Below are 20433 nucleotides of genomic sequence, written 5' to 3' on the forward strand. Positions count from 1 at the left end.
AACCCTCGATTGTGCCCGATGCGGGATGGCCGCAGCCCCGTCAGGTGCCAGAATGGGCCTTGCCGATGAACCGTGAACCTGACTTTTTCGAGCACCTGCGCGCCGAGCTGTCGGGCGGCCGTGTCTGGCTCGACCGCGCCATCGTGCTGGGCTACGCCATCGCGGCCGGGCTGTTCGTGGTGGGGTTCACGCTGGCCAGCGACTGGATCTTCGCGGGCTTTCACCGTTTCTACAGCGCATGGCCCTGGGCCGTGCTGCTGACCACGCCGCTCATCACCGCCGGCATCGTCTGGTTCACGCTGCGCTTTTTCCCCGGTGCGGGCGGCTCGGGCATTCCGCAGATCAAGGCGGCGCTGCACCCGGCGCTGCCCGAGGAGCGGCGTTTCATGTTCGCCTCGCTGCGGCTCACGGTCGCCAAGATCGGGCTCGGCGCGGCGGGGTTCGCGGCCGGGCTGTCGATCGGCCGCGAGGGCCCTTCGGTGCAGGTGGCGGCCGGCGTGATGCAGCACGCGCGGCGCTGGCTGTCGCCCAACACCACCATCGACGGGCGCGCACTGCTGGTGGCGGGCGGCGCGGCCGGCATTGCGGCGGCCTTCAATGCGCCGCTGGCGGGCGTGGTGTTCGCCATCGAGGAGCTGTCGGGCCGGCTCGAGGCGCGCTCCAGCGGGCTGATCATCACGGCCATCGTGCTGGCGGGCCTGGTGGCGGTCTCAGCTTTTGGCAACACCAGCTACTTCGGCGTGATCCGCGTGCCCCGGCTGGGCTGGGACGCGCTCGGGCCCGGCCTGCTGGTCACGCTGCTCAGCGGCGCGGCCGGCGGGCTGTTCGCACGGCTGCTGATCGCCTCGCTGACGGGGGCGCCCGGGCGCCTGAACCGCTGGCGGGCGCGCTTTCCGGTGCGCTTCGCGGCCGTCGGCGGGCTGGCGGTGGCGGTGATCGGGCTGGTCACGGGCGGCGTCACCTTCGGTGCCGGCTCGGAGGCGGTCAAGCAGATGCTGCAGGGCCATGACCAGCTGACGCCGCTCTACACGGTGCTCAAGTTCGTCGCCACCTGGCTCACGGCCTGGTGCGGCGTGCCGGGCGGGATCTTCGCGCCCTCGCTGTCCATCGGCGCTGGCATCGGCGACGCGGTGGCGCGGCTGGCCAATGGCGACCTGGGGCCGGCCCTCATCGCGATGGGCATGGCCGGCTTCCTGGCCGCGGTGACGCAGGCGCCGCTCACGGCCTTCATCATCGTGATGGAAATGGTCGACGGCCATTCGATGGTGCTGAGCCTGATGGCCGCCGCCATGCTGGCCAGCCTGGTGTCTCGCATGATCAGCCGGCCGCTGTACGACACGCTGGCCGAGCACATGGTCGGCCGGGCCATCGGCACCACCGAACCGGTGCGTCCGCCCCCGCCTGAAGCGCCCCCTGCCGAACCGCCGGAACCCGCCCGCTCGCCATGAAATCGCGGGCGGTCTATCATGTCCGGTTGCCCTCGGACGATCGCCCCCTTGAATTCAACATCCACTGAAGACTTCGCGGAGCGCGCGCGCGACGCGAAACTCGAACGCGACACCTACCTCGGCGCGGTGCTGGCGCAGCAGCGCATCAGCATCCGCGGCGCGCGCACCCACAACCTGAAGAACGTCGATCTCGACATTCCGCGCAACAAGCTGGTGGTCATCACCGGCCTGTCGGGCTCGGGCAAGTCGAGCCTGGCCTTCGACACGCTGTATGCCGAAGGGCAGCGGCGCTACGTCGAGAGCCTGTCGGCCTATGCGCGGCAGTTTTTGCAGCTCATGGACAAGCCCGATGTCGACGTGATCGAGGGCCTGTCGCCCGCCATCAGCATCGAGCAGAAGGCCACCAGCCACAACCCGCGCTCCACCGTGGGTACGGTGACCGAGATCCACGACTACCTGCGCCTGCTGTACGCCCGCGCCGGCACGCCCTACTGCCCCGATCATCACCTGCCGCTGCAGGCGCAGACCGTCTCGCAGATGGTCGACGCCACGCTGGCCCTGCCCGACGAGCCCCGGCTGATGATCCTGGCGCCCGTGGCGCGCGAGAAGAAAGGCGAGTTCCTCGAACTCTTCGCCGAGATGCAGGCCGCGGGCTACGTGCGCTTTCGCGTCGACGGGCAGACCTACGAATACAACGACCTGCCCAAGCTCAAGAAAACCGAGAAGCACGACATCGACGTCGTCATCGACCGCCTGCGCGCGCGCCCCGACATGCAGCAGCGCCTGGCCGAGAGCTTCGAGGCCGCGCTGCGCCTGGCCGAAGGCCGTGCCATTGCGCTGGAGCTGGGCGCCGAAGGTGTGGCCGACAAGGAGCACCTGTTCAACGCCAAGTTCGCCTGCCCGATCTGCCACTACTCGCTGTCGGAGCTGGAGCCGCGCCTCTTCTCGTTCAACTCGCCCGTGGGCGCCTGTCCGAGCTGCGATGGCCTGGGCCACCGCGAGGTGTTCGACCCGGCGCGCGTGGTCGCCTTCCCGTCGCTGTCGCTGGCCAGCGGCGCCATCAAGGGCTGGGACCGCCGCAACGGCTACTACTTCAGCATGATCGAGAGCGTCGCCAAGCACTACAAGTTCGACGTCGACGCGGCCTTCGAGTCGCTGCCCGCGTCGGTGCAGCAGGTGTTGCTGCACGGCTCGGCAGCCGAAGAGATCAAGTTCAACTACACCATGGAGTCGGGCAACTTCGCGGGCAAGAAGCTCACGAAGAAGCATCCCTTCGAAGGGATCATCCCGAACATGGCGCGGCGCTACCGCGAGACCGATTCGGTGATGGTGCGCGAAGACCTCGCGCGCTTTCGCAACCTGCAGCCCTGCCCCGATTGCGGCGGCTCACGGCTGCGGCGCGAGGCGCGCAACGTGTTCCTGGTCGATGAATCGGCGCGCCCGGCCGATGGCGGCGAACCGCCGCGCATGGCGATCTTCGAGCTGAGCCATCTCACGCTGCGCGATTCGCTCGCGTGGTTCCAGACGCTCAAGCTGCGCGGCGCCAAGGCCGACATCGCCGACAAGGTCGTGCGCGAGATCGGCCTGCGCCTGAAATTCCTCAACGACGTGGGCCTCAATTACCTGAGCCTGGACCGCAGCGCCGAAACCCTCTCGGGCGGCGAGGCGCAGCGCATCCGCCTCGCGTCGCAGATCGGCTCGGGCCTCACGGGCGTGATGTATGTGCTCGACGAGCCCAGCATCGGCCTGCACCAGCGCGACAACGACCGCCTGATCGGCACGCTCAAGCATCTGCGCGACATCGGCAACAGCGTGATCGTGGTCGAGCACGACGAGGACATGATCCACGCCGCCGACCACGTGATCGACATGGGCCCCGGCGCCGGTGTGCACGGCGGCCGCGTGATGGCGCAGGGCACTTATGCCGAGGTGTCGGCCAACCCCGAATCGCTCACGGGCCAGTACCTCTCGGGCGTGCGCAAGATCGAAGTGCCGAAGCACCGCACCGCCTGGTTGCCGGTCGTGAAGAAGGCCGCCTTCAACGAAGGCAAGAAGCCCTCGCGCTTTCCGCAAAGCCCCGCCGCCGAACGGCGTGCCGCGCGCGAAGCGGCCCACCTTGCCACGCAGACCGACCTGCAGGAGATCCGCGTGGTCGGCGCCACCGGCAACAACCTGAAGAACGTGAGCGTGGCCTTCCCGGTCGGCCTGCTGACCTGCGTGACGGGCGTCTCGGGCTCGGGCAAATCGACGCTGGTGAACGACACGCTCTACACCGCCGTGGCGCGCACCCTGTACCGCGCACATGAAGAACCCGCCGCGCACGAGTCGGTCGAGGGCATCGAGTATTTCGACAAGGTCATCAACGTCGACCAGAGCCCCATCGGCCGCACGCCGCGCAGCAACCCTGCCACCTACACCGGCCTGTTCACACCCATCCGCGAGCTGATGGCCGAGACCAACACCGCGCGCGAGCGCGGCTACGGCCCCGGCCGCTTCAGCTTCAACGTGGCCGGCGGCCGCTGCGAGGCCTGCCAGGGCGACGGCGTGGTGAAGGTCGAGATGCACTTCCTGCCCGACGTGTACGTGCCCTGCGAGGTCTGCCACGGCCAGCGCTACAACCGCGAAACGCTCGAGGTGCTCTACAAGGGCAAGAACATCGCGCAGATCCTCGAGATGACGGTCGAGACCGCGCACGAGTTCCTGAAGGCCGTGCCGACCATCGAGCGCAAGCTGCGCACGCTGCTCGACGTGGGCCTGAGCTACATCAAGCTGGGCCAGTCGGCCACCACACTGTCGGGCGGCGAGGCGCAGCGCGTCAAGCTCGCGCTGGAGCTGAGCAAGCGCGACACCGGCCGCACGCTGTACATCCTCGACGAGCCGACCACGGGCCTGCACTTCGCCGACATCGAGTTGCTGCTGAAGGTGCTGCACCAACTGCGCGACGCGGGCAACACCATCGTCGTGATCGAGCACAACCTGGACGTCATCAAGACCGCCGACTGGCTGATCGACATGGGCCCCGAAGGCGGCGCCGGCGGCGGCACGGTGGTGGGCGAAGGCACGCCGGAAGACATCGCGGCGAACGAGGCGAGCCACACAGGGCGCTACCTCAAGCGGCTGCTGTAGGCCTCTGCACACAGACGCACGGGCCGCGCCACAATCGCAGCCCATGCCCTCCTTCACACCGCGCCAGTTCGTCCTTCTCGTTCTCCTGACCCTCGCCTGGGGTTTCAACTGGCCGGTGATGAAGCTGGGCGTGGCGGACTATCCGCCGCTCGGCTTTCGCGCGATCTCGATCTGGCTGGGCCTGCCGGTGCTGGGCCTTGCGCTGGTGTGGATGAAGGTGCCGTTTCGCGTGCCGCGCAGCGCGTGGCCCGAGCTGCTGTGGCTGGGCGCCACCAACATGTTCGTCTGGCACGCCTGCATCATCCTGGCGGTGAAGGCACTGTCGGGCGGGCGCGCGGCGATCCTGGGCTACACGATGCCGGTGTTCTCCGCTGTCATCGGGGCCGTGCTGTTCGCGGCCGTGCTCACGCGACGTGCATGGCTCGGCGTGGGTGCCTGTGCGGTCGGCGTGGGCCTGCTGCTGTGGCACGAACTCACCGACTTCGCGGGGCGGCCCGGCTACGTGGCGCTGGCGCTGGTGGCGGCCGCCACGTGGGCGCTGGGCACGCAGCTGCTGCGGCACACGCGCATCGGGTTGCCGACGCTCACGCTGTCGTTCTGGATGACGGCGCTCACGGCGGTGGTGATGACGGTGCTGTCATTGCTCTTCGAGCGCGAGCAGTTGCGCTGGCCCGGCAGCGTGACGTGGGGATCGATCGGCTACAACGCGGTGCTGATCTTCGGCTTCGCGCATGCGGCGTGGTTCTATCTGGCGCGCGGCCTGCCGCCCATTGCGTCGACGCTGAGCGTGATGTTCATCCCCGTGCTCGGCGTGTTCAGCGGCGCAGTGTGGCTGGGCGAGGTCGTGCACTGGCAGGACTGGGTGGCGGTCGCGCTGATGATGGTCGCGATCGCGTCGGTGCTCTGGCCTTCGCGCGACACCGCCAAGGCCTGACGCGCGCCTCGGGGCCTCAGGTCGTCGTCTGCACGTGCAGGCGGCTGGTCTTGCAGCGGTGCAGTGCGCGGTAGTGCTCCAGTGGCCTGCCATTCGCGCCGTAGGCAATCGACTCGATGCGCAGCAGCGGCTCGGGCTGCGGCAGGGCCAGCAGTTCGCAGGTCGCGGCATCGGGCAGCACCGCATCGATCCAGCGCTCGGCACGCACGAGGCGCAGGCCGTATTGCCGGCGCAGCACGTCGTAGAGCGAGCGGTCGTCCAGGCGGGTGCGGTGCAGGCCCGGCGCGAGGTCGGCGGGCACCACGGTTTCGACCAGCAGGCGCAGTTCGCCATCGACGCTGCGCAGGCGCTTGAGCGCGACGACCTGGGTGTCGTCGGTGAGGCCCAGCGACGCGGCCTCCTGCTCGGTGGGTGCGCGCAGTTCCTGCGTGAGGATCTGCGTGCGCACCGAGCGGCCCTTGCGCTCCATCTCGTCGGAGAAGCCGAGCACGGTCGAGACAAAATCTTCATCGCGCTCGCGCGCCGACACGAAGGCGCCACGGCCCTTGATCTTGTAGATGAGGTTGTTGCGCACGAGGTCGGCCAGTGCTTCGCGCACCACGATGCGCGAGATGCCGAACTGCTCGCCCAGCTCGGCCTCGGAAGGCAGCTTGGTGCCGATGGGCAGCACGCCCTGCAGTATCTGCATGCGAATGGCGTCGCGGAACTGGGCCCACAGGGGGGATTCGGAATCGCGGTCGAGCACGATCGGGGTGTCGGTCGAAGAGTTCATGTCAGTGGTTCACCACGCAGTCGTGGATTTTTCATGGGACCGGCTTTGCGGGTTCGGGAGCGCTGCTGTTCGGGGCGCGTGCGAATCGCATCGGGTACGCCCCTCCGCGAATGTCCCCCGGCCTGCAGCCTCCTCCTTTGTTTCGCTGCGGAGAGCACCCGATGCCATTCGCACAGTGAGTGCCGCCGGTGCATCGCTGATCGACCAGTGGTTCATTTCACGACTGGCCAAAGGCCGAGCTGGCCATCAATGATGCATCGAAAGAAGGTGCCACCTCGGCCGCCACCGGCGAGAGCCGCACACCATGGCGCTCACGCAATGCGGTGCTGCAGGCCTGCAGTTCCTTGTGCGCCAGGGTTGCATCCCACCCCAGCGCCTCGGCTGCAACGCTCGCCATTTCAGCCAGCGCCGCGTCGGTGACAAGGCCACGGATCGCTAGCAGGGTCCGGCGGATCACCAGATCGTCAAGGTGCACCACGCCCGTTTCGAGGCACAGGTAGGAAAGCTCGGCCACCGAGTAATCGGGCGCGTGCAGCAGCGGCACGTCGCCCGAAGCCCCGAGGCGCTGCGCCAGCGGCAGCGCCTTCGAGCCGTAGCGGCGCAGCAGCACCTGCGCACGCGCACGGCCCAGGCCCGAGGCCGCGACCATGCGGTCGAGAAAGCGCTCGGTGGCTTGCGCATCGGCCGGCAGTTCGGCGCCACCGCCGATGGGCAGGCCCTCGGTCGATGCGGTGCGCGGGCGGCCCAGCCGCTGCAGCACTTCGTTCGTCGCTTCTTCGGCCAGCGCGCGGAAGGTGGTCCACTTGCCGCCGACGAGGCCGACGATGGGAATGTCGCGCGTGGCATTGGGCAGGTCGACCACCACCGAGTGGTCGCGCGAAATCTGCCCCGGCTTGTCGGCGTCCGAACGTGCGAGCGGGCGCACGCCGACGTAGGTGTAGACCACGTTGTCGCGGCCGAAGGCCATGTTCGGAAAGACTTCGCCCAGCACGTCGAGCAGGTAGTCGACCTCGGCCGGCTCGGTCGCGATCTTGTCGGGGTCTTCCACCGGGATGTCGGTGGAGCCCACCAGCACGCGGTCGAGGAACGGGTAGGCGATGCACACGCGCCCGTCCACCGCCTCGAAATACGCCATGCGGCCTTCGAGCGCATCGCGCAGCACGGGATGGTCGAGCACGAGGTGCGAGCCCTTGGTGCCCATCACGCGCGAGCCCGCGCCGCCGAGCACGGCGGTGCTGCGGTCGAGCCACGCGCCCGTTGCGTTGACCACGGTGTCGGCCGTCACGCGCACCAGCGCACCGGTGATCTCGTCGCGCAGCGTCAGGATGTTGCCCGCGCAGCCCATCACACGACAGTAGTTGGCGGCGGCCGAGCGCGGCTGGTCGCGGCAGGCGTCGCCGATCAACTCCAGGATGAGCCACTCGGGGTGGCTGATCCATGCGTCGAAGAAAGTGGCGGTCCAGCGCACGGCCGCGCGGAACAGGGTGCGGGCGGACGGCGGCACGCGGCAGATGCGGTGGTTGGGCATCACGCGCTGGCGGCGGCCCAGCAGGTCGTACAGGCGAAGGCCCGCGGCCACGGCCAGCAGGCCGCGCGTGCGTTGCGGCGGCGTGCGGCCGAAGAACTTGAGCGCGCTGCTCATGAGGCCGCCGAAGAAGCTCGACAGCGGCACCACGGTCTTGAGCGGCTGCACCAGGTGCGGCGCGTTGCGCAGCAGCAGGTTGCGCTCGCGCGTGGCTTCGGCCACCAGCGAGAAGCTGCCGTTCTCCAGGTAGCGCAGGCCGCCGTGGATCATGCGCGACGGTGCACTGCTCGCACCGGCACTGAAGTCGCCCTTGTCGACGATGAGGCAGTCGACGCGCTGCAGCGACAGGTCGCGGAACACGCCGACGCCGTTGATGCCGGCGCCGACGATCACGGTCGAAAAATGGCGGTCCGCCAGCAAGGCAGGACGCACGAAGGGCAGTTGCCAGGCGCTCATGGAGAAACCTCCGCGCTTCGCGCTGCGGTGCGAGCGCCTTCGGGCGGCCGGGCGGCGCTCATCGCGCCCCCCGCCAGATGAGAAAACACAGGAGACATGGTGTCGATCAGTTCGTTGAAACCGGCGTTGAAATCGGCATGGGCCTGCGCGTCGCGCGCATCGGGCTCGACGATGCCGCAGGGCGCAAGCAAGGCACTGCCCTGCGCGGCGTGATCGATGTCCTGCGACATGGCGGCATAGATCGCGGCACCGCGCGCGCCGGTTTCGTCGTCGGCGCAGCGTTCGACCGGGCGGCCGAGAAATGCAGCGAGCAGGCGCACCAGCCGCACGTCGCTGGCACCGCCGCCGAGCACGGTCGTGGCCGACACGGGCAGGCCGCATGCCGCAAGGCGCGCGGTGTGCCGCGCATGCAGGGCCGCCGTGGCATCGACCACGGCGCGCGCCATGTCGCCGCGCGTGTGATGGCTCTTGAGCCCGACGAAGCCGGCGGTGATGCCGCCTCCGCCATTCACGAAAGGCAGGAAGCGCAAGCCCCCCGCGCCCAGCGGCACCGACATCGCCAGATCGACCACGGCACGCGCATCGGGCAGGCCCAGCGCGCCGGCCAGCCACGCGATGTTGGCCATCGACGAGGGGCTGTTCTCCATGTAGAGCCGCTGCTGCTCGCGGCCGAAGTTCACGACGGCGGCAACGTCGGGCTTGGGCTCGATCACCGGCCCGATGACCGCGTTCACGCACCACGTGCCGAACACCGACACCGCGCGCCCGCGCCCTTCGGCGCAGATCGCGGTCATCGAGGCGAGCAGATCGATCGCGCCCATCGCGACGGGAATGCCCGCGGGCAATCCGCACAGTGCCGCTTCCGATGGCTGCAGCTGCCCGAGCACCGTGCTGCTCGGCAGCAGAGGCCCGAAAGCACGCGGGCCGAGGTCCGCGATGCCCGAGGCATCGAAGGCCGCCTGCGACCACGTGCCCGTGGCAATCGACACCAGCCCGGCGGTGCTGGCGTCGCTGGCATCGGTCGCGATCTCGCCGGTCAGCAGAAAGCCGAGGTAGTCCTTCGCGAACAGCAGGCGGTGCACCTCGCCGCGCTGCACGGCGTCGGTGCCCAGCAGCTCGGCCGCGATCACCGTGGGCTGCCCCGGCCAGGGCTGGCAGCCGACGTCGGCGAACAGGCGCGGGCCATGGCTGGCAGCCAGTGCGCGCGCACGCGCATCGGCGCGCTGGTCGGTCGAGGCCACGGCCCGCCCGCCCACGAGCTGGTTGCGCGCATCGAGCGGGTAGAGCCCCGCGCCATGGCCGGTGCAGCCGATGGCGCGGACTTCCGCCACGCGGGCGCCGAGCTGGTGGGCGACATCGCGCAGCACATGGGTCAGGGCCGAGCGGATGGCGGTCGCGCTCACTTCGCATCCCCCCGCGGGCAGCCGGTCGTGCGGCAATGGCATTCGGGACAGGGCGACGGCCCGGCCGCTCCCGGCCTCGAGGGCCAGGGCTTTCAGGCTGCTCGACCCCATGTCGATGCCGATGAGTATGTTGGGCTTCATGTCATAACAGCTTCGGCGGAATAAAAGCACCTTGCCAGTAGCGTTTCCCCTAGTTAACCCCGTAAACAGGCAGCGCGTACATTCTAGCCTGTCATAACAACTGTCGTGACAACGAGGATCAGAGAGCTGCCTTCAAAAGCAGCATCAGCAAGCTGTGCCACCCAACGTGAGGAGACAAAAAATGAGGCGTAATTTCCTGAAGTCCGCAGCGGCCGCCGGCATCGGCCTGGCCGGTGCGAGCGCGCTTGCGCAGCAGCAAGCGGCAGCCCCCGCCGCGGGTGCCGGCCTGCGCGGCAACGCCAGCGACGTCTACGTGATGAACGTGATGGTGTCGGGCGTGGAGTACTGGTTTCCGGTCTACGAAATGATGAAGCAGCTCGGCCGCACGCTGGGCGTTCGCACCCGCTACACCGGCACGCCGGAGTACGACGTCAACAAGCAGTTGGCCTCGTTCGAGCAGGAACTGGCGCGCAAGCCGGCCGGCATCCTGCTGCACCCGATGAACCCCGACCCCTTCATCGAGCCGATCAACCGCGCGGCGGCGATGGGCATCCCGGTCGTCACCTTCGCAGCCGATTCGCCGAACTCCAAGCGCACCTCGTTCATCACCTCGGACAACGACCGCGAAGGCACGCAGGCGGCCGACGCGATTGCCGCCTCGCTCAACGGCAAGGGCGAATACGCCGTGCTGGAAAACCCCGGCCAGGACAACCACGACCGCCGCATCGCCGCCTTCGTGAACCGCATGAAGACCAAGCACCCGGGCATGAAGCTGGTCGGCCGCGCTGCCAGCAATCAGGACCCGAACAAGGCCTACCAGGCGGTGCTGAGCCTGGCGCAGGCCAACCCGAACCTGGGTGCGCTGTTCATGCCCGAGGCCAACTCGGCGCTGGGCGCGGCGCAGGCCAAGGTCGAGACCAAGAAGAACATCAAGGTGATGTGCTGCGACGTGAACGCGAAGATCCTCGACATGATCAAGTCGGGCGACGTGTTCGGCTCCATCAACCCGAACCAGGGCATGCAGGGCTACATGGGGATGATGATGTTGTTCCTTGCCAAAAACCCGACGCTCATCGACCCGATGAACGACGCCAGGCGCAACGGCACCAACCCGATGGCCGTGCCCTTCCTGGACAACGGCCTGGCCGTGGTCAGCAAGGCCAACGCCGACGACTTCTACTGGGACAAGTACCTCGCCCGCCGCGGCACCAAGGGCATCGGCGAGTGAGCCGGGAGAACGCGGTGGGCGCACTGCTCGAGTTGCGCGGCATCAGCAAGCGCTTCGGCGCTTCGCGCGCGCTCTCGGGCGTGGACTTCTCGTTGCACGCCGGCGAGATCCACGCCCTGTGCGGCGAGAACGGCGCGGGCAAGTCCACGCTGATGAACATCATCGATGGCATCCACCAGCCGGACGAGGGCACGATCTCGCTCGACGGCCAGAAGGTGGTCATCGACGGCCCGGCGCATGCGATGCGCCTGGGCATCGGCCTGGTGCACCAGGAGATCGCCCTGTGCGGCGACGCCACCGTGGCCGAGAACATCTTCATGCCCGAGATCAACGCCGGCAAGCACGCGTGGATGAACTACGCGAGCCTCAACGAACGCGCCGCCAGGGTGCTGCAGCGGCTCGGGCAGGACATCGACCCGGCCTCGCTGGTGAGCACGCTGAGCATTTCGAGCCAGCAGCTCATCGAGATCGCCAAGGCGCTCACGCTCGACTGCAAAGTGCTGATCCTCGACGAGCCGACGGCCGCGCTGACCGACAACGAATCGGTGGCGCTCTTCAAGGTGCTGCACGACCTGAAGGCGCAGGGCATCGGCATCATCTACATCAGCCACCGCATGGCCGAGATCTTTGCGCATGGCGACCGCGTGACCGTGCTGCGCGACGGGCGCAACGTGCATTGCGGCCCGCTGGCCGAGCTCAATGCCGACGACCTGGTGCGCCGCATGGTCGGGCGCGACCTGGGCAACTACTACCCGCCCAAGCAGGACGACCGAAGCTCCAACGACCCCGTGCTCGAAGTGAGCGACATCGCCGATGGCGAGCGCGTGCATGGCATCTCGTTCACGCTCAGGCGCGGCGAGATCCTCGGCATTGCCGGCCTGATGGGCGCCGGCCGCAGCGAACTCGCCGAGACCGTGTGCGGCCTGCGCCCCGCCACGCGCGGCACGGTGCGCCTGCGCGGCAAGACGCTCACGGTGCGCAAGTACAGCGACGCGCTGCGCGAAGGCATCGCCTACCTCAGCGAAGACCGCAAGGCGGCCGGCGTGTACCTCGACCTGCCCATTGCGCAGAACATCGCATCGATGGCGCTGCAGCGTGTCAGCTCGCGCTTCGGCCTTTTGCAGCGCGCGGCCGAACACAAGCTGGCCACCGACCTGGGCGCCAAGCTCAAGCTGAAGTCCGATGGCGTGGCGATCGACGTGGCGAGCCTGTCGGGCGGCAACCAGCAGAAGGTGGCCATCGCCAAGCTGCTGGCCACCAACCCGTCGGTGCTGCTGATGGACGAGCCCACGCGCGGCGTGGACGTGGGCGCCAAGTCGGAGATCCATCACATCCTGCGCGAGCTGGCGGGCCAGGGCGTGGGCGTGGTCGTGATCTCGTCGGAGCTGCCCGAAATCATCGGGCTGTGCGACCGCGCACTGGTGATCCGCGACGGCCGGCTGGCCGGTGAACTGCAAGACAACGAAATGACGGAAGAGGCGCTGCTGCGGCTGGCCTCGGGACTCGAACAGGAGATGGCATGAACTACCCCGCACAACTCGACGCCGGCGTGGCGCCACGGCAGGCACCGGGCGGCCCGGCGAAGCCGCCCAACAAGCTCACCAGCATGCGCGAGATGGGCCTGTTGCTCATCATCGCGGTGCTGTGCGTGGCCATGAGCTTCGCCTCGCCCTACTTCCTCACGTGGGACAACGTGCGCGCGATGCTGCTGTCGTTCTCCATCGAAGGCATCGTGGTGGTTGGCATGACGATCCTGCTGATCGTCGGCGGCATCGACCTGTCGGTGGGCTCGGTGGTGTGCTTCGCGATGGTGGTCACCGGCAAGCTGTTCCTCATGGGGCTGGACCCGTGGACGGCAGGCCTCGTGGCCATCGGCGCGAGCGCGTTGATCGGCGCCATGATCGGCGGCTGCGTCACGCGCATCGGGCTGAACCACTTCATCGCCTCGCTGGCCTTCATGGTGATCGTGCGCGGGCTGTGCCTAGCGCTCACGCAGGGCACGCCGCAGTCGCTGTTCTCGCTGCCGGCGGAGTTCAAGTTCATCGGCCAGGGCACGCTGTTCGGCATTCCGGCGGTGATCCTGATCTTTTTGGCGATCGTGGTGGTGAGCGACTTCGTGCTGCGCCGCTCGACGCTGCTGCGCCGCGTGTTCTACACCGGCAGCAATGAGAAGGCCGCGCTGTACTCGGGCATTCGCGTGGGCCACGTGAAGTTCTGGGTCACGGTGCTGTGCTCGGCTTCGGCCGGTCTTGCCGGCGTGATCTACACCGCACGCTTCGGCGCCGCCACGCCGACCTTCGGCATGGGCATGGAACTCAACGTGATCGCCGCTGCCGTGATCGGCGGCGCCAGCCTCAAGGGCGGCTCGGGCACGGTGCTTGGCGCGGTGCTCGGGCTGGCCCTGCTGTCGGTGGTGACCAGCTCGCTGATCCTGCTCGACGTGTCGCCTTACTGGCAGGACGTGATCAAGGGCCTGATCCTGCTCGCGGCCGTGACCATCGACCACATCCTGAACACCCGAAAGACCAAGCGATGAGCTCCACCACTGCATCGACGATGAAGAAGACCACCCTCGGCCCCTCGGGCATCGAAAGCTCGGCCATCGGCCTGGGCACCTGGGCCATGGGCGGATGGATGTGGGGCGGCGGCGACAACGCGGCCGCCGTGCTGGCGATCCAGGCCTCGCTGGACGCAGGCGTGACGCTGATCGACACCGCGCCGGCCTACGGCCTGGGCCGCTCCGAGAGCATCGTCGGAACTGCGCTCAAGGGGCGCCGGCAGGAAGCGGTGATTGCCACCAAGTGCGGGCTGGTGTGGCACACCCAACAGGGAACGCACTTCTTTGAAGAAGACGGCCACCCGGTGTACCGCTACCTCGGGCGCGAGTCGATCTTTCATGAATGCGAAGAGAGCCTGAAGCGCCTGCAGACCGACTACATCGACCTGTACATCACGCACTGGCAGGACAGCACCACGCCCGTGGCCGAGACCATGGACGCGCTGCTTTCGCTGAAGAAGCAGGGAAAGATCCGCGCCATCGGCGTGAGCAACGTGAGCCCCGAGACGCTGGCCGAGTACCTGCAATACGGCCCGGTCGATGCCGCGCAGGAGCGCTACAGCCTGATCGACCGCGAGATCGAGCAGACGCTGGTGCCGCTGTGCACCGAGCACAACGTGGCGGTGCTCGGCTACTCGTCGCTCGCGCTCGGCCTGCTGGCCGGCCCCATCGACCCCGCGCGCCAGTTCACCGGCGATGACCAGCGCGCCACCAACCCGCGCTTCAGCACGGCGAACCGCGTGAAGCTCAAGGCCTTCTTCGAAGAACTGGAGCCGCTGCGCAAGCAGCTCGAATGCTCGTTCGGCCAGATGATGATCGCGTGGACGCTTGCACGCGGCAGCGTCTCGGTGGCGCTGTGCGGCGCGCGCGTGCCGAAGCAGGCCATCGAGAACGCGGCCGCCGGCGCGATCACCCTGCGCGACGACGCGCTGCTGCTGATCGACGCCGCAGCCGCCCGCCACCTGAACGCGCTGGCCTGACGCCTGCCGCTTCATTCCCCTCACTTCTCTGAACAAGGATTCCCTTCGTATGTCGAAAGACAAGACCGCGCGCCTGAACCGGCTGCTGAACAACGGCCGCTGCCTGGACATCGCGCTCGACCATGGCGTGTGCAACGAGCCCTCGTTCCTCGACGGCCTGGAGGACATGCCCCAGGTCATCGACAGGCTCGTGGGCGCCAAGCCCGATGCGCTGCAGCTCAACTACGGCCAGTCCGACCTGCTGCAGGACCGCCCCGGCCGCGACAAGCCCGCGCTGGTGATGCGCATCGACATGGGCAACCCCTACAACGCCACGCTGCACCGCGTGATGTGGGCCCAGTTGCAGAACGAGCACGACCCGGTGCTGCCGGCCGTGCAGCGCGACGCGGCCTGCGTGGTGGTCAACCTGTTCATGCTGCCGAACGAGCCCGACCTGTTTCGCCAGTGCGTGCAGAACATCGCGCGCGTGCGCGCCGACTGCGACCGCTACGGCATGCCGCTGATGATCGAGCCGCTGGTGATGCAGTCGCCCACGCCGGGCAGCCGCTACATGGTCGACGGCGACGCCGAGAAGATCGTCACGCTGGTGCGCCTGGCGCGCGAGATGGGCGCCGACATCGTCAAGGCCGACCCGACCAGCGACCCGAAGGATTTCCACCGCGTGGTGCAGGCCGCGCGCTGCCCCGTGCTCGTGCGCGGCGGCGGCCGCGAAGACCTGCAGCAGGTCTTCGCGCGTTCGCGCGTGCTGATGGACGAGGGTGCGGTCGGCATGGTGTACGGGCGCAACGTCTACCAGCACGCCAACCCGTCGGCGGTGGTCGATGCGCTGATGGCCATGATCCACCGCGGCGCCAGCGCCAAGGAGGCATGGGACATCTATGAATCGGGCGGCGCGAAGTGATGCGCTGACGCCCGCTTGACGGAGGAGGGAGAGGCTGCACGGCGGGCAACGGTTTCGTTGCCCGCCGGGGGTGCGCCTGCGCGCGCGCTTTGCTGGTGAACGACGGAGTTGATCGAGGAAGAGGGTTCCCTGCGAACTTCAAACAACCTGGAGGCGACGATGAAAATCCGGTATTACTTGATGGCGTTCCTGCTGCCATGCATCACCTTGCTGACGCATGCGGCGATCACCGGGGTCAGTCCGATGACGACCCTGGGCAACATGGCGGCGGCGGTGTCCGAAGCCGTCGCCGACCCGCTCCCGCTGCAGGGGCCGGGCCTGGGCAATCTCACCTACACCTCGGCCGAGCTGTTCAAGCCGGTGTCGATGATCACGAGCCTGGCGCACCCGCTCGACCCGGCGCACAGCGATGCCTACGAGTCGCGCGAGGTGCCCGCCACCTACCCGGGCCGCAAGGACTACGGCATGAACGCGGGCATCATGATCAACGGCTACTTCCTCACCTCCTTCGCGCCGGACAGCGGCCTGGGCCCGGGCGGCTTCCTGCTGTACGACGTGTCGAACCCGCGCCAGATCAAGCTCGTCAAGAAGATCTACGAGCCCGAGGCCCGCACCAAGGAGTTCCGCGAAACGCACTCCTTCGGCACCGCGAAGATCGGCGGCAAGACCTACGTGGTGCTGCCCAGCATCAACGGCGTCGAGTTCTGGGACTTCACCGACATCAACGACATCAAGCAGGTGAAGAAGCTGGCGCTGCCCGGCGTGAACGGCGGCGACTACGAGAACGTGGCCTGGCAGCTCTGGTGGCAGGCGCCCTACCTGTACGTGGCGTCTGCCGGCCGCGGCATCTTCATCGTCGATGCCACGGACCCCGCGAACGCGGTGGTCGCGAACCGCGGCGCCGGCAAGCCGAACCCGGTGCCGACGGGCGAACTCGGCGGCTTTCGCATCGGCCCGATCTTCACGATGGGCAACCACATGGTGCTGACCGCGATGGAAAGCAACGGCGGCTTCGCGAGCCTGGACATCTCCGACCCGCTCAACCCCAAGGTGCTCGATTCGATCGTGGGCACCACGCCGTTCTATTACGCAACCTGCTTCGACGGCCGGAACCTGCATGCCTCCGCGCGCAACAGCGGCGCCAAGATGTACAGCTACGACCTCTCCGACCGCTCGCGCTTCGTGGCCGAAGACAACCGGCTGGTCATCGACGAACAGCTCTACTGCGCCACGCAGGACAACTACGTGATCCAGGGCGCGCAGACGCGCATCCACAAGGTCGATGTGAGCAACCCGCTGAACCATGTCGAAGTGGGCCGCGGCAGCATCCTGCGCGAGGACGACCCGAACTTTTCGCACTCGGACAACGGCCAGGTCGCGATGTTCGGCAACCTCGTCTTCGTGGGCAACGACCACGGCTCGGGCAGCGGCTTCATCGTGCACTCGGTCGACCCGGACACCACCAAGCCTGAGGTGAAGCAGGTCTCGCCCGCCAACGGCGCGAAGCAGCAGGCGCTGACCTCGCGCATCGGCCTGGGCATGACCGACAACATCCGGCCCGAGAGCGTGAATTCCAACACCTTCATCGTGCGCCCCGTGGGCGGCAACACGCTGGCGGGCACCTACAGCGTGCAGCTGGGCATCGTCAACTTCCACCCCGAGCAGCCGCTGCAGCCGGGCACGAGCTATGAAGTGTTCCTGCCGGCCAACGGCCTGAAGGACTATGCGGGCAACGCCATCGGTGCGGACTACAAATCGACCTTCAACACCGGCAACGCGACCGACATCAACCTGATGCACCACTGGACGCTGGCGGGCAACCTCTCGGACCCGGTCGGCAACAACGGCGGCACGCCGGCACAGGGCGATGCGTTCGAGAGCATCGGCATGAACTTCGCGAACCGCACCGCCGGTGTGCCGCTGAAGAACGATTCGGTGGCCACCGTGCTCGGCGGCACCGCATCGCTGAGCTTCTACATGAAGACCACGCAGGCAGGCGGCCCCAACTCGTGGACCGCGCCCGGCATCTTCGGGCGCGACCAGTCGGGCGGCGCGGACGACGTGTTCTGGGGCTGGCTCGACAACGGCGGCCGCATCAAGCTGTCGATCGGCAACGACGCGGGCACGGCCTCCACGGCAGCCGTGAACGACGGCAACTGGCACCACGTGGTGTTGACGCGCGATGCGGCCTCGGGCGCGCAGGCGGTGTACGTCGATGGCGTGAAGACCACCTCCACCGGCCCCACGGGCAACAAAGGCCTGTCGAACAAGTTCAGCGTGCTGGGGCAGATCCAGGGCAACACGGCACTGTTCAAGGGCACGCTGGCGGAAGTGCGCGTGTACGGCCGCGTGCTCAACGACACCGAGGTGAACACGCTGCGCGGCCAGGCCATCATCGGCGACCCGGGCCTTGGCGGCGGGCCGAAGATCGTCAATGGCCAGCTGGTGTTCAACCCGGCCACGCTGGGCAGCGGCGGCGCGCAGTTCCGCTGGAACTTCGGCGACGGCACGCAGACGGCCTACTCGAACCAGCCGAACTACAGCTACACCTACACGCGCCCCGGCCACTTCACGGTGACGCTGACGGTGAAGGACGCCAACGGCCGCGAGACCTTCTACACCTACAACCTCACGGTGATCGTTCCGGTCACGGCGCGGGCGCCCACGCACACCACCAACATCGCGGGCGACGCGAACGCGGTGTACTCGGTCAACCCCGACAGCGGCACGGTCGCGGCCATCGATGCGCAGACGCTGGCCAAGCGCTGGGAAGTACGCGTGGGCGAAGAACCGAAGACGCTGGCCGTGGGCCCCGACGGCCGCCTCTGGGTCGCGGTGCAGGGCGAAGACAAGCTGGTGGTGCTCAACGCGGCCGACGGCAGCACCTCGGCCACCGTGCCGCTGGCCTACGGCAGCGGTCCCTACGGCGTGGCCTTCACGCCCGACGGTGCCAAGGGCCTGCTGACGCTGGAGAGCAAGTCGGTGCTGATGAGCTTCGACCCGAGCAACGGCGCCACCACCGGCGCGGTCGCGCTCGACGGCAACCTGCGCGGCATTGCCGTCAACGCCGATGCGCAGGTGGCCTACGTCACGCGCTTCAAGTCGAAGATGACCGGCGGCCAGCTGCACAAGGTGAACCTGCAGACCATGAGCGCGATGACGACCATCGCGCTGCCGGTGGACACCACCACGGTCGACACCGAAAGCCGCGCACGCGGCGTGGCCAACTACCTGAGCCAGGTCGTCATCTCGCCGGACGGCACGCGGGCGGTGCTGCCTTCGAAGAAGGACAACATCGTGCGCGGCAAGTTCAGGGACGGCAACAACCTGGTGCACGACCAGACGGTGCGATCCATCCTCTCGCAGGTCAACCTGCAGACGGCGGCCGAAGTGTTCGCCGAGCAGATCGACTTCGACGACCGCGCACCGGCGCGCGCCGCGCTGTTCTCGCCGTCGGGCGACTACCTGTTCGTGGCGCAGATGGAAGGCAACCGCGTGGCCATCGTCGATCCGTACAGCCGCTCGGTGCGGGGCGAGATCAACGCCAGCAGCGCGCCGCACGGCCTGTATCTGGACGCGGTGCGCAAGCGCCTGTACGTCAACAACTTCCTGGCGCGCTCGGTGTCGGTGCACGACGTGGCCTCGGTGCTGGCGTCGGAATCGGCGGCGGCGGTCTTCCTGCAGAACGTCTCGACGGTCGCGCAGGAGCCGATGTCGCCCGCGGCGCTGCGCGGCAAGCAGGTGTTCTACAACGCGGCCGACCGACGCATGAGCAAGGACAACTACATCTCCTGCGCGAGCTGCCACGCGGATGCCGGCGACGACGGCATGGTGTGGGACTTCACCCAGCGCGGCGAGGGCCTGCGCCGCACCATCAGCCTGCAGGGACGGCGCGGCCTGGGCCACGGCAAGCTGCACTGGACGGCCAACTTCGACGAGGTGCAGGACTTCGAGAACGACATCCGCAACGAGTTCGGCGGCACCGGCTTCCTGACGAATGCGGACTTCGCGGCCACGCAAGACCCGCTGGGCGCGCCCAAGGCCGGCAAGAGCGCGCAGCTGGACGACCTGGCGGCCTACCTGACCTCGCTGAACAAGTACATGCGCAGCCCGGCGCGCAACGCCGACGGCAGCCTCAGCGTGGATGCGGCGCGGGGCCAGGCGCTGTTCGCCTCGGCGCAGTGCGTGACCTGCCACACCGGCGCCACCTTCCGCGACGGCGTGCGGCATGACGTGGGCACGATCCAGGCCTCGTCGGGCAAGGGCATGAACCAGCCGCTGGCGGGCGTGGGCTTCGACACCCCGACGCTGCTGGGCACCTGGAACACGACGGCGTTCTTCCACAACGGCCAGGCGGCCACGCTGCAGGACGTGCTCGCCAGCGGTCACGGCAACGCCAGCAGCCTGCCGCCCGCCGACGTGGTGGCGATCCGCGAGTACGTGCGCTCGCAGGACACCGACCCGACGCCGACCATCACCCGCATCCGTTCGAACCACAGCAACCTGTGCGTGAACGTCAAGGGCGCTGCAACGACGAGCGGGACGACGGTGGTGCAGTGGCCATGCGGCAACGCGGGCAACGAGAGGTTCACGGTGACGGGCCTGCCCGGCGGCTACGTGCAGTTCAAGGCCGAGCACAGCGGCCTGTGCCTGGCGCAGAACGGCACCGCGACGACGAACGCGGCGGTGGTGCAGCTGGCCTGCTCGGCCGGCGACACCACGCAATGGAGCCAGGTGGGCGGCGCCTTGAAGAACCGCGCCTCGGGTTCGTGCCTCGACGTGCCGAACAACGCCACGACGCAAGACACGGCGCTGATCACCTGGACCTGCAACGGCGGCAACAACCAGAGCTGGACGCAGCTGCCCTGAAGCCCGGGCACTCGCCTGAAAGCAAAGCCGGCCGCGTCATGCGGCCGGCTTTTTTCTTGCCGCCCATGACCTCCCACGTCATGGACCGTGCGC

The 20433-nt window shown here is 68.2% G+C and carries 12 protein-coding genes; 9 read left to right on the forward strand and 3 right to left on the reverse strand.

All coding sequences use genetic code 11. From position 1 onward, the window contains the following. Positions 1 to 65: 65 nt before the first annotated feature. The 3 genes from BLQ28_RS26875 to BLQ28_RS26885 are packed head-to-tail and all read left to right on the forward strand — an operon-like array spanning position 66 to position 5508. Positions 66 to 1448, forward strand: coding sequence for a chloride channel protein (locus BLQ28_RS26875; RefSeq protein WP_093246377.1), 1383 nt, complete (start codon positions 66 to 68; stop codon positions 1446 to 1448). Positions 1449 to 1466: 18 nt separating this feature from the next. Continuing rightward, positions 1467 to 4574, forward strand: a complete 3108-nt coding sequence (gene uvrA / locus BLQ28_RS26880) for an excinuclease ABC subunit UvrA (protein ID WP_093246378.1) — start codon at positions 1467 to 1469, stop codon at positions 4572 to 4574. 43 nt (positions 4575 to 4617) lie between these two features. After that, complete coding sequence (locus BLQ28_RS26885; protein WP_093246379.1) at positions 4618 to 5508, forward strand: DMT family transporter; 891 nt, start codon at positions 4618 to 4620, stop codon at positions 5506 to 5508. A gap of 16 nt (positions 5509 to 5524) precedes the next feature. Here BLQ28_RS26885 and BLQ28_RS26890 read toward each other — a convergent pair whose 3' ends face one another. The 3 genes from BLQ28_RS26890 to BLQ28_RS26900 form a co-directional block, all read right to left on the reverse strand. Further along, positions 5525 to 6280: a GntR family transcriptional regulator gene (locus BLQ28_RS26890; RefSeq protein ID WP_093246380.1), complete on the reverse strand. Its 756-nt coding sequence runs from the start codon at positions 6278 to 6280 to the stop codon at positions 5525 to 5527. A gap of 217 nt (positions 6281 to 6497) precedes the next feature. Next, the gene (locus BLQ28_RS26895; RefSeq protein ID WP_093246381.1) at positions 6498 to 8261 is read right to left on the reverse strand and encodes a glycerol-3-phosphate dehydrogenase/oxidase; all 1764 of its coding nucleotides are present in this window, start codon (positions 8259 to 8261) and stop codon (positions 6498 to 6500) included. Next, positions 8258 to 9805, reverse strand: a complete 1548-nt coding sequence (locus BLQ28_RS26900; RefSeq protein ID WP_093246382.1) for an FGGY family carbohydrate kinase — start codon at positions 9803 to 9805, stop codon at positions 8258 to 8260. The genes BLQ28_RS26895 and BLQ28_RS26900 overlap by 4 nt, the downstream gene beginning before the upstream one ends. Before the next feature lie 181 nt (positions 9806 to 9986). Here BLQ28_RS26900 and BLQ28_RS26905 point away from each other — a divergent pair, with 181 nt between their 5' ends. The 6 genes from BLQ28_RS26905 to BLQ28_RS26930 all read left to right on the forward strand — a co-directional run bounded on the left by BLQ28_RS26905 (position 9987) and on the right by BLQ28_RS26930 (position 20340). Next, complete coding sequence (locus BLQ28_RS26905; protein ID WP_093246383.1) at positions 9987 to 11033, forward strand: substrate-binding domain-containing protein; 1047 nt, start codon at positions 9987 to 9989, stop codon at positions 11031 to 11033. A 14-nt stretch (positions 11034 to 11047) separates the two neighbouring features. After that, the gene (locus BLQ28_RS26910; RefSeq protein ID WP_093246500.1) at positions 11048 to 12556 is read left to right on the forward strand and encodes a sugar ABC transporter ATP-binding protein; all 1509 of its coding nucleotides are present in this window, start codon (positions 11048 to 11050) and stop codon (positions 12554 to 12556) included. Then, entirely contained in the window at positions 12553 to 13569 is a 1017-nt protein-coding gene (locus tag BLQ28_RS26915; RefSeq protein WP_093246384.1) for an ABC transporter permease, read from the forward strand. Before BLQ28_RS26910 ends, BLQ28_RS26915 begins: the two co-directional genes overlap by 4 nt. A 20-nt stretch (positions 13570 to 13589) precedes the next feature. Beyond that, positions 13590 to 14570 carry an aldo/keto reductase gene (locus tag BLQ28_RS26920; RefSeq protein WP_093246501.1) on the forward strand — a complete coding sequence of 327 codons (981 nt, stop codon included), beginning with the start codon at positions 13590 to 13592 and terminating at the stop codon, positions 14568 to 14570. A gap of 49 nt (positions 14571 to 14619) precedes the next feature. After that, the gene (locus BLQ28_RS26925; protein WP_093246385.1) at positions 14620 to 15471 is read left to right on the forward strand and encodes a class I fructose-bisphosphate aldolase; all 852 of its coding nucleotides are present in this window, start codon (positions 14620 to 14622) and stop codon (positions 15469 to 15471) included. A 159-nt stretch (positions 15472 to 15630) separates the two neighbouring features. Continuing rightward, positions 15631 to 20340, forward strand: coding sequence for an RICIN domain-containing protein (locus BLQ28_RS26930; RefSeq protein WP_093246386.1), 4710 nt, complete (start codon positions 15631 to 15633; stop codon positions 20338 to 20340). The last annotated feature ends 93 nt before the right edge of the window (positions 20341 to 20433 follow it).

This window comes from Variovorax sp. EL159 (genome assembly GCF_900100965.1).
Lineage (GTDB): Bacteria > Pseudomonadota > Gammaproteobacteria > Burkholderiales > Burkholderiaceae_C > Variovorax.